This window comes from Brucella pseudintermedia, assembly GCF_008932435.1.
GTDB classification, from domain to species: Bacteria; Pseudomonadota; Alphaproteobacteria; order Rhizobiales; family Rhizobiaceae; genus Brucella; species Brucella pseudintermedia.
The window spans coordinates 69,492-83,359 of the sequence record NZ_WBWE01000002.1; the positions used below are offsets into that span (position 1 = coordinate 69,492).

Genomic DNA, 13,868 nt, shown 5'->3' on the forward strand with positions numbered 1-13,868 from the left:
ACGACATGACGCTTGTAGTATTTGTCGGATCGCTCCTCAGCGCCATGGCTATCGGCGTTCCGATCGCCTTCTCCCTTATGTTCTGTGGTGTCGTTCTCATGTGGTACATGGGAATGTTCAATACGCAGATCATCGCCCAGAATATGATTGCTGGCGTGGACTCTTTCACCCTTCTGGCAATCCCCTTTTTCATTCTGGCTGGTGAGCTTATGAATTCTGGCGGCTTGTCGCGCCGCATCATTGATTTCGCCATCGCCTGCGTTGGCCATATTCGCGGCGGTCTCGGCGTCGTCGCTATTCTCGCGGCCATCATCATGGCCAGCGTATCAGGGTCGGCTGCTGCCGACACTGCAGCACTGGCAACCATTCTGGTCCCCATGATGGCGAAAGCGGGCTACAACATCCCCCGTTCTGCGGGACTGATGGCAGCCGGCGGCATCATCGCTCCGGTCATCCCGCCATCAATGGCCATGATCGTATTTGGGGTTGCTGCCAACGTATCGATAACGCAGCTATTCATGGCGGGGATTGTGCCCGGTCTGATGATGGGCATCGCGCTGCTCATCACCTGGCAAATCGTCGTCAGAAAAGACAACCTCAAAGTGCTTCCCAAGCAGTCCGGCAAAGACCGGCTGCAGGCGACCGGGCGTGCACTCTGGGCGCTCGGCATGCCAGTGATCATTCTTGGCGGCATCCGTATGGGCGTCATGACGCCGACAGAAGCGGCCGTGGTGGCCGCAGCCTATGCGCTTTTTGTTGGCATGTTCATCTATCGGGAACTGAAGATTGTCGATCTATACGGCGTCTTCTTGCGGGCTGCAAAAACGACGTCCGTCATCATGTTTCTCGTCGCGTCGGCTCTGGTGTCGTCCTGGTTGATAACGGCCGCAAATATTCCGGCCGAAATCAGCAGTTACATCGCGCCTCTGATCGATAGCCCGAAGCTATTGATGTTTGCGATCATGATTCTGGTGCTCATCGTCGGAACGGCACTGGACCTTACGCCGACGATCCTCATCCTGACGCCAGTTCTGATGCCGATTGTCAAACAGGCTGGGATTGACCCCGCCTATTTCGGTGTTCTCTTCATCATGAATAACAGCATCGGGCTTATCACGCCGCCGGTCGGCGTCGTGCTGAATGTGGTGAGCGGTGTCTCAAAGGTGCCGCTTGGAAAAGTGGTCGCCGGCGTCAATCCATTTCTGATTTCGCAGGTGATCGTACTGCTTCTGCTGGTTCTGTTCCCAAGTCTCGTACTGGTACCCATGAACTGGCTTCACTAGAGCATTTCCAACAAAAGTGCGAAGCGGTTTCGCGTTGGATAATGCGATAAAACAAAAGGTTAGAGCGGCTCCGGCGCCTCGGTTTTAACCGGAACCGCTCCAGGTTCAACACCAACTCTGGGAGGAGAGTTCAATGAAGAAACTGATTATGCTGGCAACAACCGCCCTCATGGCGGGTGCGCTAACGGCACCGGCATTTGCCGAATTTCAGGAGCGCAACATCCGCGTGTCCAATGGCATCAACGAGGATCATCCAGTCGGGAACGGCATCAAGGCAATGAATGAGTGCCTTGCTGAAAAGTCCGGCGGCAAGATGAAGATAACCGCGTTCTGGGGTGGAGCTTTGGGAGGCGATTTGCAGGCAACGCAGGCGCTGCGTTCCGGTGTGCAGGAAGGCGTGGTAACCTCGTCGTCACCACTCGTCGGAATAGTTCCAGCGCTTGGCGTTTTCGACCTGCCATTTCTCTTCGCAAACGATGAAGAGGCAGATGCCGTCGTCGACGGCCCCTTCGGCAAAATGATGGATGAAAAGCTCGCGGCCGTAGGTCTCGTCAATCTTGCTTATTGGGAAAACGGCTTCCGCAACCTTTCAAACTCAAAACATCCGGTCAACAAATGGGAAGATTTCAGCGGCATGAAAGTCCGCGTGATGCAGAACAACATCTTCCTCGACACGTTCCAGAATTTTGGGGCCAATGCCACGCCAATGGCTTTCGGTGAAATCTTCTCGGCGCTGGAAACCAAGGCCATCGACGCGCAGGAAAATCCTTACGTTACCATCGATACTTCGAAATTCTACGAAGTGCAGAAATACGTGACAGAAACCAAGCATGCATATACGCCGTTTCTATTCCTGTATTCCAAACCGATCTTCGACACATACGCACCGGAAGAACAAGCCGCCCTGCGCGAATGCGCCGTCGTTGGTCGAGACGTAGAGCGCAAGGTCATTCGTGAACTGAACCAAAAATCATTGGAAAAGATCAAGGAAGCGGGTCTGGAAGTAAACACGCTTTCGCCGGAAGAACACGCTCGCATGCTCGAAAAATCCCAGCCGATCTATGCCAAGTACAAGTCTCAGATCGGCGAGGACGTCATCGATGCCGTACAAAAGCAGCTGAGTGAAATTCGCAAGTAAGAACAATTTAGACGCTGAGACAGGCCGCGCGCATCACGCGGCCTGTTTCGTTTCGCTCATGCGGCATCCCGCCGGCGGTTGACGCGTTCGGCCAGCTTGCGAGCACGCGCAAGGCTATCGGCTTGCTCGGTGCTGAAACGATCTTCGCCGATTTCCATGATCAGGAATGTGTCGGGCAAGAAGGTTAGCTCATCGAAAATTTCTTCCCAAGGAATATCCCCCCAACCGATCGGCAGATGCAGATCACCAATGCCGAGTGCAGTTGCCTCGGCAGGATGATAGAATTTGGTCATCGTGTAAGGACGGCCAAAACTGTCATGCACATGCAGATGCCCGGTTACAGGAGCCATGTCACGAATCTGCGGACGCCAGTCGATTCCCAGACGGCTGCACTCAATATAAGCATGGCTGAAATCGATCAGTCCGCAAACGGAAGGATGATTGACCGCAGCTACTGTTTCGGCAACCTTAGCCGGTGTCTGGCGATACTCGGCATCGCTCATTGCGAAGATGTTTCCAGCGCGATGCGAACGCCGTAAGACTTTGCCACCTCCGCCATTTCGGCGAGCGCATCTCTCTCCATGCTGTCGAGGTCGGGAATGCGAGAAAGCGCAGGCATTGCAGCGTGGCCGGAGTGATGAACAAGTACTTCCGCTCCGACACGGTTGCAAAGTTCCAGCATCGCCCGCACCACGGTCTTTTGATATGCGAGATGTTCGCGATCCATGAAATTGGAAACAATCTGTCCATGGACGCTGTAACGGGTGTCAAACTGTCTGGTAATATTGACGAGGCGATCCACGCGCTGCGGAATGAGACGGCCGCCCGAGATTATTTCCTCGCCGTAAAGCGACAATTCCACAGCGTCCGAACCAAGTTCGACGATATTGCGAATTGCGCCTTCAAGCGTGCTGAAATTGCCGTCACCCGTTGGGGTGCAAAAGCCAATCGCTGATATTATGTGGTCAGAGGTCATGATGCTGGTCCTGTCAGACATGAAAAATGCGCGAACGGGTTCTTCGGTATCGCGCATCTCCTCTGGCACGGGGCTATTTCAGGCATATGACTATAAGAAACGATTTCTCGTCAATTGAGAGGAATCGCGTTTCCGTCTTTGCCCGCCTGATAAGTGCCGGATAATTCGTCATACTTCGAAATAATCGCCTCGAGCCTATCGCGGAGGCGCAAACGATCTGCGTCCGGCAAGGATTCAACCATTTTCGGGATCGAATGGCTATGCCAGAAAGCGTTGTCGCGGTTGTATCCACCCGGTTCCAGGGTGAAAACTTCCTTGAGAATCTTCAAATCATGCGGGATTGAGAAAGCATCCCGTGAATCTTCATGACTAAAAAGGTAATAAAAATTATCGAAACCGCTCCAAGTAATAGCCGATAAGCACATGGAGCATGGTTCGTGGGTGGACAGAAACACCATGTCTTTCGTATCAGGACGTCCACTCTCCGGCATTTCATAGAAGCGCTTCAATGTGTGCACTTCGCCGTGCCAGAGCGGGTTTTCTGTCTCGTTGTTGGTTTCAGCAAGAACAAGAGACAAATCTGACTTGCGCAACAGCGCCGCGCCGAAAACCTTGTTTCCTTCCGCAACACCTCGCTCAGTCAGCGGAATGATATCCTGCTCGATAACGTCGATAAGCTTTTCAAGCAGTTCCAGTTCATTCGCCTGCACAGTTGGTTCCTCCCGGTATTGCTGTAGAACGGCGCCGGACCGGTTCGGCCCGGCGCCTTGTTGTTACTCCGCAAAGAAGGCGAAGCGGATGACGAAAAGCGCGGCGACCAGCCAGGTAGCCAGATGCACGTCACGTGCCTTGCCCGTGAAGGCTTTGAGGATTACATAGCTGATGAAACCGAAGGCCAGACCGTTGGCAATCGAATAGGTGAACGGGATAGCCAAAGCTGTCAGGGCAGCTGGTGCAGCCTCCGTCACGTCCTGCCATTCGATCTCGGTCAGTTCACGCATCATCAGGCAAGCGACGTAGATCAGAGCCGGTGCAGTGGCATAAGCCGGAACCGAACCAGCGAGCGGCGAAATGAACAAGGCCGCAAGAAACAGAAGTGCTACAACCAGTGCGGTCAGTCCTGTACGACCGCCCGCCTGAACACCGGATGCGCTTTCCACATAGGCCGTCGTAGACGAAGTACCAAGAAGCGAACCACCAAGGATTGCCGTGCTGTCGGCAAACAGGGCGCGTCCGAGACGGTTTGGTTTGCCCGGTTCAATTAGACCGCCGCGCTTTGCGACGCCGATCAGCGTACCTGTGGCGTCGAATACTTCGACCAGCACAAAAACGAGAATGACATGCAGAATGCCCGTATGCAGAGCGCCCATCACATCGAGCTGAAGGAAGGTCGGAGCAAGACTTGGCGGCGCTGAGAAAACACCGCCGAACTGGCTGATGCCAAGAGCGATAGATGCCACCGTGACAAGGAGAATACCGATGAGGATCGCACCGCGAACCTTAAGGGCGTCCAGCACAGCGATTATGAAGAAGCCCGCGATCGCCAAAAGCGGTCCTGCCTTCGTCAAATCGCCGAGGCTGACCAAAGTTGCCTGATTACCGACAACGACGCCCGCAGTTTTCAGACCGATTAAGGCCAGGAACATACCGATACCGGCCGCAATCGCGCTTCGCAGCGAATGTGGAATACCTTCCACCAGCCAGCGACGCACGCCTGTAACGGTCAGGATCAGGAAGATGATACCCGAAATGAAGACCGCACCGAGGGCCTGCTGCCAGGAAAAACCCATCGCCCCAACAACAGTGAAGGCAAAGAAGGCATTGAGCCCCATACCCGGCGCCATGCCGATAGGCCAGTTTGCAACGAGCGCCATGATGATAGAGCCGAGCGCTGCCGCAAGACAGGTGGCAACGAAAACAGCGTTTCGATCCATACCTGTGGTGGACAGAATATCCGGATTTACGAAGATGATGTAAGACATCGTCAGGAAGGTCGTCACGCCGGCAATAATTTCCGTTCTCGCCGTAGTGCCGTGTTCCTGCAATTTGAACAGCTTTTCGAGCATCGTCCCTCCAAGGCAAAGCGCCCGTCAATTCAGCGCCTCAACTCGCGTCAAATCACGACGCGCAACGTTTTGCGCCTCGCAATTATATCGAGCCGAAGCAACCTATGCGATTGCCATAATGTTGCTGCCGCTGCAGATTTGCAGGCGGACATGTTCCCCATACACCCATCGCGGACAAAAGCACAGTTCTGCCGCGTGAATGCCCGTTTGTTGACATGATTTAGTGTGGACCGAGATTTCGCCGCGCGCCAGTCACTCATTTGCGGGAAATATTTGAAACAGATTCAAAAAAGACAATTCGTGAATGCCGCTCCAAAAATTCTAACTGACTGTTTGATATGTGTTTTGCAGAAGCAAAGCCGTTCCGTACATGCCGAGAGCAAAGAATGTATGCGCGATAAGATTGAACAGCCGCACGTTGCGCGCATTTGGCAATTTGGACGCCGCCCAACCGATTCCCAGACCCGGCTGCAACAGAAACCATCCAGCTGATACGGTCAGTATACCGAAAATCCAAACCGGGAAAAATACTGGTTCAGCGAACCATTCCGCACCGCCATAAATGGCAAAGATCACGCCATAAAGAACGCCAACTGCGTAATGCCCGATCCAGCCGAGCGCTACTTCGTGCTTATAAGGTGCCGAACTGGAAATATCATCGTGAAAAATTCGTCCGCGCCGAAGATGCCAAAACCAACGGCCTACAAGTCCCCAGTTCGGAGGTGCCTGCCCGGGTATTGCAGCAAGCAAAAGCGCCCACAAATCCATTACTATGGTCGCACCGACCCCGATCAGAATTCCGCGCCAGACAATGTCCATTTTGAGTCTTCCTCTGCATCATCGGGCGGCAAGATAAGCCTGAGACCACCCAATGATGCAAGAGGAAGATCTGCGTACACTCCTGCATTCCAAATTATTACTGGCAATAGTTTGGTATAACAACATGGGTCGGCAATAGAAAATTGATATGAAATAGGAGCGATGAAGATTGTCTGTTCAACCGCAGCTACAACGGAAAGACCGCATCTTCATCGCTCGCCCCCCCGCAAGTAAAAGTTGATCGAAAATTGAGGTACACGCAATTGCAATCTGTCCCAAAATGGCACGGATTATGTCTCATTAGAGAGAGCTAACAGAAGAATAGACCAAAGAGAAATTCAAGCGGATCGAGCACGCCGTCATGCATTATACGAAACTCATCCAAAACTCTTCAGATTAAGGAAATAATAAATAAGCAATAATTAAAACAAAAGCGCCGGGACTGGAGACCGACGCTTTGTTATTTTATCAGATTTTCAATTACGGGGCGATCTTTCGGGAGACACGCCATAAATTATTACTTACCGAAAACTGCGCTTTGGATCTGCGAACGCGAAACACCGATATCGGCAAGAAGATGGTCGTCCATTGCACCGAGTTCACGGATAGCGCGTCGGCGGGATACGAACTGCTGTACTTTCTGACGAATGTTCATTTGCTTTCTCCTCGTTTGGATGATGGGTAAATAGGCGTTTGCCCAAATTTCCACCACGGATATGATTGCAAATGAGGCATGCGTTTTTGCTTGAGCTCAAAACCTTGAAAAGGTCGAATTTACTTCTCCTTCAAGCAATGGCCAGCTTATAGACTTAAAATGCAGAATTTGAGAAATGTCTTTTGCCAATAGGCTTCTAATCGATTAAGGGAGCGATAGGAACGAACACCTCCCCCGTTTCTTTCGGACATCGTCATGCTTTACGGTATTTTTCTCGCGTTTGCGTCCTATGCGGCGTTCGCTATCAGTGACGCCTGCGTCAAGTTTCTCGACGGCACGCTGTCACCATATGAGGTCGCGTTTTTCGGCGCTGTCCTGGGTTTGCTCGCTATTCCCTTTACGAAGAAAGCAGGCGACGTCTGGCTCGATATGTTTCGCGCAGCCAACATTCAGATGTGGCTATTGCGGACCGTGACAGCTGCCATGGGGACCATAGGCAGCGTTACTGCATTCACACATCTTTCCATGGCAGAAGCTTTCGCGCTTATTTTCCTCCTGCCCGCCTATGTGACGATACTATCAGTGGTTTTCCTAAAGGAGCAGGTCGGCTGGAGGCGATGGTCGGCAGTCCTCATTGGCTTTGTCGGCGTCCTGATTGTGCTTCGACCGGGATTTCGGGAGCTTTCCATCGGTCATCTGGGCGCACTTGCCGCCGGCATGGGCGGCGCGATGAGCATCATCATCTTCCGCGTCATGGGCAAAGAGGAAAAACGCATATCGCTTTATACAAGCGGGCTGATCGGCCCCATTATCATTTGCGGAGCTCTGATGGCTCCATCCTTCGAGGCGCCCAACACCGAGCAGTGGGTTTATCTTGCAGGCTATGGCCTCCTTGCTGCACTAGCCAATATCCTGTTGATGCTCGCAGCCCAGCGCGCACCTGCTAGTGCCATCGCTTCCCCGCAGTACAGTCAGATGATCTGGGCGATCCTTTTCGGATATTTTGTCTTCCACGATCATATAGACATGCCGATGATGATCGGCATTGTTCTCATCACTATTTCCGGACTCTTCACGTTCATTCGCGAAAGACAACGCGGTGTGGAGGGTCCTCCGGCTGTCGTCACATCTGAGCCAACTCCGGCGCTTGTCGAAGACAAGATCGAACAATCTTGATGGCAAATCTTGACAAGTTCGTGCTTGTCTCCAGCGTTGCCTCCTCCTACCATACAGACCACCCGCACCGGGTCGATGAAACAGCACCTTAGAAAGCGTGCATAGGACGTCGATCCGTTTTCAATCATATCGAGACGCTCCGAGCATTTTCCGACAAAGATCTGTGTTTGAGGCGGTCTGGCGCGGGCTGAAGCATGAGAAGAATATTGTCAAAGGACGAGGAAGATGACCGACAAACGGGCGATGTGGACCTATTACAAGGGCGAATGGCGTGAGGGGGATGTGCGAATTCTCGGTGCAGCCTCGCAAGCGACCTGGCTTGGTTCGCTGGTATTTGATGGCGCACGCTTGTTTGAAGGTGTTACGCCGGATCTCGATCGTCATTGCGCCCGCGCCAATGATTCAGCCCGGGCTTTGGGATTGGAGCCTACACTTTCCACCAACGATATCGAAACACTGGCGCGTGAAGGCCTGAAGAAATTCGCACCGGGAACAGACGTATATATCCGTCCCATGTACTGGGCAGAAGAGGGTGACGCCAGCACCGTCGCTCCGCTTGCCTCGTCAACCGATTTTGCACTCTGCCTTGAAGCGATCCCCATGGTCGAGCCAAAGGGCTTCACCATCACCACCACGTCGTTCCGCCGACCCTATATGGAAGTCATGCCGGTCAATGCCAAAGCTGCGTGCCTCTATCCGAACAATGCGCGCATGCTGCGTGAAGCCAAGGCAAAAGGCTTTCACAACGCTTTGGTGACCGACGTGCTTGGCAACGTCGCAGAAACTGCAACCTCGAACGTTTTCATGGTCCGCGGCGGCGAGGTGTTCACTCCCGCCGCTAATGGCACGTTCCTCAATGGCATCACTCGCCAGCGCGTCATCAATCTGTTGCGCAACGCAGGCATTTCCGTTCATGAAACCGTATTGAAAATTGAAGACTTCCGCCAGGCAGACGAAATCTTCTCCACGGGCAATATGAGCAAGGTTGTTCCGATTATCGGTTTCGATGATCGCAAGCTGGAATATGGACCGCTGACCAAACGTGCCCGTGCTCTCTATTGGGAATGGGCCCACGCGTGATATCCAAACAAAACACCTCCGGTCCAGTGACCGGAGGTGTTTTTCACCGCCCTCAAAAATTTGACATCACCAATATATGATCGAACATACGCCCCTCTTTCTCGCAATCGCAGTCATTGCGGCATTTCTTGTCGGGCTTTCGAAGGGCGGCTTGCCATCGGTTGGCACTCTCGCGGTTCCTTTGATGGCGCTGGTCATATCCCCAGTCACCGCGGCTGCGCTTCTCCTCCCGATCTATGTCATCAGCGATATGTTTGGGCTCTATCTTTATCGCCATCATTTTTCCGCTCGCAACCTTGCAATCCTCACCCCGGCGGCGGTTCTCGGCGTCGGTATCGGATGGATGTTCAGCGCGTATCTGTCGCCTACATTCACAGGAATGCTCGTCGGGTTGGTTGGCATCCTTTTCTGTTTCAACGCATGGTTCGGTGCGCGCTATCGCCGGAAAGCACGAACGGCGGATGTGCCCGGTGGCGTATTCTGGGGTGTACTTACCGGTCTAACCAGCTTTGTCTCTCATTCCGGGGCTCCACCGTTTCAGATGTACGTATTGCCGCAGCACCTGCCGAAGCTGGTATTCGCCGGCACCTCAACCATTCTTTTCGCCATCGTCAACGCCGTTAAACTCGTCCCGTACTGGCAATTGCAGCAGTTTTCAAATCTCGACACGTCCCTCGGTCTCTGGCTGATCCCCGCCGCAATAGTGGGTACCTTTGTCGGGGCCAAGCTGACCCGGATCATGCCGGACGGCCCGTTTTTCTTGCTGGTTCAGCTGACCTTGTTCGGACTTTCTCTAAAGCTGATCGCTGACTGGATCGTGCCCTATTTCTTCGGTTGAATAAATTCGGCCCTGCTTGCAACACCTCGCCCGTTCGGTCACGATGCGTATACTGGGCCTTTGGGAGAGAGGGAGCGGGGATGGCTGATGCTGATGTTATTATCATCGGAGCAGGACTGGCAGGGCTTGTCGCCGCTCACGAACTGGCTGCAGCCGGACGTAAAGTCATTCTTCTGGAACAGGAAGGCGAAAACTCCATCGGCGGACAGGCGTTCTGGTCACTTGGCGGACTGTTTATGGTCGACAGTCCCGAACAGCGTCGTCTTGGCATCAAGGACAGTATTGATCTCGCGCGGCAGGATTGGTTCGGCTCGGCCCAGTTTGACCGTCCCGAAGATCATTGGCCCAAACGTTGGGCCGAAGCTTATCTGGCGTTTGCGGCCGGAGAAATGCGGTCCTGGCTTTATAGCTTGGGGATGCGCTGGTTCCCTGTTGTGGGTTGGGCAGAACGCGGGGGCGCGAAAGCAGATGGCCACGGCAATTCCGTGCCGCGTTTCCACGTCACATGGGGAACAGGACCTGCCGTTGTAGCGCCGTTCGAGCGTTCGCTTCGCGAAGCAATCGGCAAAGGGCTCGTAACGCTGAAAACCCGCCATAGAGTCAACGGCATAGCCACAGTCGGCGGACGGATTAGCGGTGTTTATGGAGAAGTGCTGGCACCATCGACCGTTGAGCGGGGGCAGTCTTCGTCACGCGATGCCGTTGGAGAATTTTCCTTTTTTGCTGATTGCGTAATCGTCACATCTGGCGGGATAGGCGGAAACCCGGAAAAGGTTCGAAAGGCATGGCCATGTGACAGGCTCGGCAATCCTCCAAAAGAAATAGTATTGGGGGTTCCTGCTCATGTCGACGGGCGAGGCATTGATATTGCGGTAGCCGCAGGCGGTCACGTCATCAATGCCGACCGCATGTGGCACTACACGGAAGGCGTGCGGAACTGGGACCCAATTTGGCCAAACCATGGCATTCGCATTCTGCCGGGACCGTCTTCCATGTGGTTCGACGCCAAGGGGGATCGCCTCCCTGCCCCCTATCTCCCCGGTTTCGACACGCTGGGCACGCTCAAGCATATTCTATCGACAGGCTACGATTATTCGTGGTTTATCCTGACCGAGAAAATTATCCGCAAGGAATTCTCCCTGTCCGGATCGGAACAAAATCCGGATCTCACGGGCAAGGACTGGAAACTCTTGCTTAAAAGCCGCCTTGGTAAAGCACCGCCGCCTCCAGTGAAGGCATTTCTGGACAATGGCGCTGACTTCATTACGGCGGGAACGCTGGACGAGCTTGTTGCGAGGATGAATGGTTTGACGGGACATCAGCTTCTCGATCCGGACCATATTCGCGATCAGATCGAAGCGCGGGATCGGGAGATCATCAATCGATACTCCAAGGATGCCCAGGTCATGGCGATTCAAAATGCCAGGGCCTATATCGGTGATCGTCTTACGCGTGCCGTTCCGTTGCATCCCATGTTGTCGCCTACCAACGGCCCGCTGATTGCAGTCAAGCTTCACATTCTCACGCGCAAGACACTTGGCGGGCTGCATACCGACTTGGACGCACAGGTTCTCAATCCAGCTGGAGAAAAGGTGCCCGGCCTGTATGCGGCAGGAGAAGCCGCCGGGTTTGGCGGCGGCGGCTATCACGGTTATAACGCGCTTGAGGGGACATTTCTCGGCGGCTGTATCTTTTCCGGACGGGCGGCGGGCCGGGCCGCAGCGGCAGCATCGCTATAACCTCTACGATGATGGCGAAAGGCCCTGACTGACTATATTTCATATATGAGTTTTTTATTTTTTTGCCCCCAGCCTGCTCTCGAAACCCTATGCCACCCAGAAACATAATATCCCGGTAAGAAACAGGGAGCCCTTTCGGGCAATTCAGGCATGACTACGGATTTCGCCGTCCTTGCAATCGGAATTGGCTTTTTTGGCCTGTTGTTCGGCTATCTACGCATCTGCGAAAAGCTTTGAGGCTGGCCATGCCAATCGAATACATCGCTGGCGCTTTGGTTGCTGTCTTCATAGCCGCCTATCTCCTTTACGCGCTCGTACGGCCGGAACGGTTCTAAGCCGGTCTCTGGTCAACACCGCGTTACCGGCAGCTATTCAGTCCTCGGAAAAGACTATGACCCTTAATGGATGGATTCAGATCCTCGTTTTTTGCGGGATCGTTATTTTGCTCGTCAAGCCGCTCGGCGGCTACATGACGCGCGTCTTCAGTGGTGAACGGACTTTCCTTTCACCTATCCTGCTTCCCGCGGAGCGCGCGCTTTACCGGCTTGCAGGCACAAGCGAACGAGAAGAGCAGCACTGGACGACCTACACAGTTTCCTTGCTTTCATTCAACCTGGCGGGCTTTTTGCTCCTTTACGCGCTCCAGCGGTTTCAAGGCTCCCTGCCCATTAATCCGATGGGTATGAGCAACGTTCCAGCAGACCTTGCCTTCAACACCACCGTAAGCTTTGTCACCAACACCAACTGGCAGAACTATGGTGGGGAAAGCACATTGTCCTACCTTACGCAAATGGCAGGGCTAACGGTACAGAATTTCGTATCGGCGGCAACCGGCGTTGCCATCGCCATCGCGCTCATTCGCGCGTTCTCACGCAAATCCATGAAAACGCTCGGAAATTTCTGGGCCGACCTTACGCGCTGCACTCTCTACATTCTATTGCCCTTGTGCATTCTCCTTACATTGGCTTTTGTCAGCCTCGGCGTGCCCCAAACGATTGGCGCTTATGCCGAAGCAACGACGCTGGAAGGTGCTCGACAGGTGATAGCGCTCGGGCCCGTTGCGTCGCAACTTGCCATCAAGATGCTTGGCACCAATGGCGGAGGCTTCTTCAACGCCAATTCCGCGCATCCTTTCGAAAACCCCGACGCCATTTCCAACCTGATCCAGATGGTTGCTATCTTTGCCCTTGGCGCTTCCCTCACGAATGTCTTTGGACGCGTGGTCGGCAAGGAACGGCAAGGTTGGGCGATTTTCGTTGCGATGGGCATATTGTTCGTCGCAGGCGTTGCTATCTGCTACTGGGCGGAAGCCGCGGGCAATCCCCTCATCCATGCGCTTGGAATTGATGGCGGCAATATGGAGGGCAAGGAAACACGGTTCGGCATTACGATGTCTGCGCTTTTTGCCGTCGTGACAACCGCTGCATCATGCGGGGCAGTGATCGCCATGCATGACAGCATGATGGCTCTCGGCGGAATGATCCCCATGATCAATATGATGCTAGGAGAAATCATTATTGGCGGTGTCGGCGCAGGTTTCTACGGCATTCTCCTATTCATCGTCATCGCCATTTTCGTGGCCGGGCTGATGGTTGGGCGCACTCCAGAATATCTGGGCAAGAAGATCGAAGCCAAAGAAGTGAAAATGGCGATGCTCGCCGTTCTCTGTCTCCCCCTGTCGATACTGGGCTTTACGGCGGTCGCTTCAGTCCTTCCGACAGGTCTGGCCTCCATCGCCAACCCTGGCCCGCATGGTTTCTCGGAAATCCTCTATGCCTATACTTCGGGCACAGCGAATAACGGCTCAGCCTTTGGCGGACTCTCTGGCAATACGCCTTGGTACAACATCACCATCGGTCTCGCCATGCTGATGGGCCGATTTCTCGTGATCGTTCCCGCGATGGCAATCGCCGGCTCGCTTGTCGTCAAGAAAGCGGCTCCGCAATCGGCTGGCACCTTCCCTACGACCGGACCGCTTTTCGTCGGCCTGTTGATCGGCGTCATTCTCGTGGTTGGTGGCCTGATCTTCTTTCCAGCACTCGCGCTTGGCCCTGTCGCCGAACACCTCGCGATGATCAAGGGACAGATGTTCTGATGC

General features: G+C 53.9%; 12 protein-coding genes and 1 pseudogene. 8 read left to right on the forward strand and 5 right to left on the reverse strand.

The features are described from left to right. Positions 1-5 precede the first annotated feature (5 nt). Together F9K78_RS02905 and F9K78_RS02910 are read left to right on the forward strand one after the other, a co-directional pair. Positions 6-1,283, forward strand: a complete 1,278-nt coding sequence (locus F9K78_RS02905; protein ID WP_121981423.1) for a TRAP transporter large permease — start codon at positions 6-8, stop codon at positions 1,281-1,283. Positions 1,284-1,416: 133 nt separating this feature from the next. After that, positions 1,417-2,421 carry a TRAP transporter substrate-binding protein gene (locus tag F9K78_RS02910; protein WP_121981422.1) on the forward strand — a complete coding sequence of 335 codons (1,005 nt, stop codon included), beginning with the start codon at positions 1,417-1,419 and terminating at the stop codon, positions 2,419-2,421. Between the two features lie 56 nt (positions 2,422-2,477). On the opposite strand, the pseudogene F9K78_RS02915 reads toward F9K78_RS02910, so the two are convergent. From F9K78_RS02915 to F9K78_RS02935, 5 genes and pseudogenes are all read right to left on the reverse strand, one after another. Continuing rightward, positions 2,478-3,397: pseudogene (locus F9K78_RS02915) on the reverse strand (sugar phosphate isomerase/epimerase family protein). A gap of 110 nt (positions 3,398-3,507) precedes the next feature. Next, on the reverse strand, positions 3,508-4,107 hold the full coding sequence (locus F9K78_RS02920; RefSeq protein ID WP_121985329.1) for a nucleoside deaminase: 600 nt from the start codon (positions 4,105-4,107) through the stop codon (positions 3,508-3,510). Positions 4,108-4,170: 63 nt separating this feature from the next. Beyond that, on the reverse strand, positions 4,171-5,463 hold the full coding sequence (locus F9K78_RS02925; protein WP_121985328.1) for an NCS2 family permease: 1,293 nt from the start codon (positions 5,461-5,463) through the stop codon (positions 4,171-4,173). A 321-nt stretch (positions 5,464-5,784) separates the two neighbouring features. Further along, positions 5,785-6,282 (reverse strand): DUF2938 domain-containing protein, encoded by a 498-nt coding sequence (locus F9K78_RS02930; RefSeq protein WP_121981419.1) that lies wholly within the window; start codon positions 6,280-6,282, stop codon positions 5,785-5,787. A 517-nt stretch (positions 6,283-6,799) separates the two neighbouring features. Further along, complete coding sequence (locus tag F9K78_RS02935) at positions 6,800-6,937, reverse strand: DUF1127 domain-containing protein (RefSeq protein ID WP_006471330.1); 138 nt, start codon at positions 6,935-6,937, stop codon at positions 6,800-6,802. Between the two features lie 255 nt (positions 6,938-7,192). On the opposite strand from F9K78_RS02935, the gene F9K78_RS02945 reads away from it, so the two are divergent. From F9K78_RS02945 to kdpA, 6 genes are all read left to right on the forward strand, one after another. Next, the gene (locus F9K78_RS02945; protein ID WP_121985327.1) at positions 7,193-8,113 is read left to right on the forward strand and encodes a DMT family transporter; all 921 of its coding nucleotides are present in this window, start codon (positions 7,193-7,195) and stop codon (positions 8,111-8,113) included. 225 nt (positions 8,114-8,338) lie between these two features. After that, positions 8,339-9,193: a branched-chain amino acid aminotransferase gene (locus tag F9K78_RS02950; RefSeq protein WP_121983007.1), complete on the forward strand. Its 855-nt coding sequence runs from the start codon at positions 8,339-8,341 to the stop codon at positions 9,191-9,193. A 76-nt stretch (positions 9,194-9,269) separates the two neighbouring features. Next, entirely contained in the window at positions 9,270-10,031 is a 762-nt protein-coding gene (locus tag F9K78_RS02955) for a sulfite exporter TauE/SafE family protein (RefSeq protein ID WP_121985326.1), read from the forward strand. An 80-nt stretch (positions 10,032-10,111) separates the two neighbouring features. Further along, positions 10,112-11,770 carry an FAD-binding dehydrogenase gene (locus F9K78_RS02960; protein ID WP_121985325.1) on the forward strand — a complete coding sequence of 553 codons (1,659 nt, stop codon included), beginning with the start codon at positions 10,112-10,114 and terminating at the stop codon, positions 11,768-11,770. Between the two features lie 245 nt (positions 11,771-12,015). Further along, a complete protein-coding gene (kdpF, locus tag F9K78_RS02965; protein WP_121983050.1) occupies positions 12,016-12,105 on the forward strand; it encodes a K(+)-transporting ATPase subunit F in 90 nt (29 codons plus the stop codon). A 56-nt stretch (positions 12,106-12,161) separates the two neighbouring features. After that, positions 12,162-13,865, forward strand: coding sequence for a potassium-transporting ATPase subunit KdpA (gene kdpA, locus F9K78_RS02970; RefSeq protein WP_121985324.1), 1,704 nt, complete (start codon positions 12,162-12,164; stop codon positions 13,863-13,865). The last annotated feature ends 3 nt before the right edge of the window (positions 13,866-13,868 follow it).

Coding starts and splice junctions, on each gene's coding strand:
- F9K78_RS02960 (WP_121985325.1), top strand. CDS start 10,112: ATGGCTGATGCTGATGTTATTATCATCGGAGCAGGACTGGCAGGGCTT.
- F9K78_RS02925 (WP_121985328.1), bottom strand. CDS start 5,463: ATGCTCGAAAAGCTGTTCAAATTGCAGGAACACGGCACTACGGCGAGA.
- F9K78_RS02930 (WP_121981419.1), bottom strand. CDS start 6,282: ATGGACATTGTCTGGCGCGGAATTCTGATCGGGGTCGGTGCGACCATA.
- F9K78_RS02935 (WP_006471330.1), bottom strand. CDS start 6,937: ATGAACATTCGTCAGAAAGTACAGCAGTTCGTATCCCGCCGACGCGCT.
- kdpA (WP_121985324.1), top strand. CDS start 12,162: ATGACCCTTAATGGATGGATTCAGATCCTCGTTTTTTGCGGGATCGTT.
- F9K78_RS02945 (WP_121985327.1), top strand. CDS start 7,193: ATGCTTTACGGTATTTTTCTCGCGTTTGCGTCCTATGCGGCGTTCGCT.
- F9K78_RS02910 (WP_121981422.1), top strand. CDS start 1,417: ATGAAGAAACTGATTATGCTGGCAACAACCGCCCTCATGGCGGGTGCG.
- kdpF (WP_121983050.1), top strand. CDS start 12,016: ATGCCAATCGAATACATCGCTGGCGCTTTGGTTGCTGTCTTCATAGCC.
- F9K78_RS02905 (WP_121981423.1), top strand. CDS start 6: ATGACGCTTGTAGTATTTGTCGGATCGCTCCTCAGCGCCATGGCTATC.
- F9K78_RS02950 (WP_121983007.1), top strand. CDS start 8,339: ATGACCGACAAACGGGCGATGTGGACCTATTACAAGGGCGAATGGCGT.
- F9K78_RS02955 (WP_121985326.1), top strand. CDS start 9,270: ATGATCGAACATACGCCCCTCTTTCTCGCAATCGCAGTCATTGCGGCA.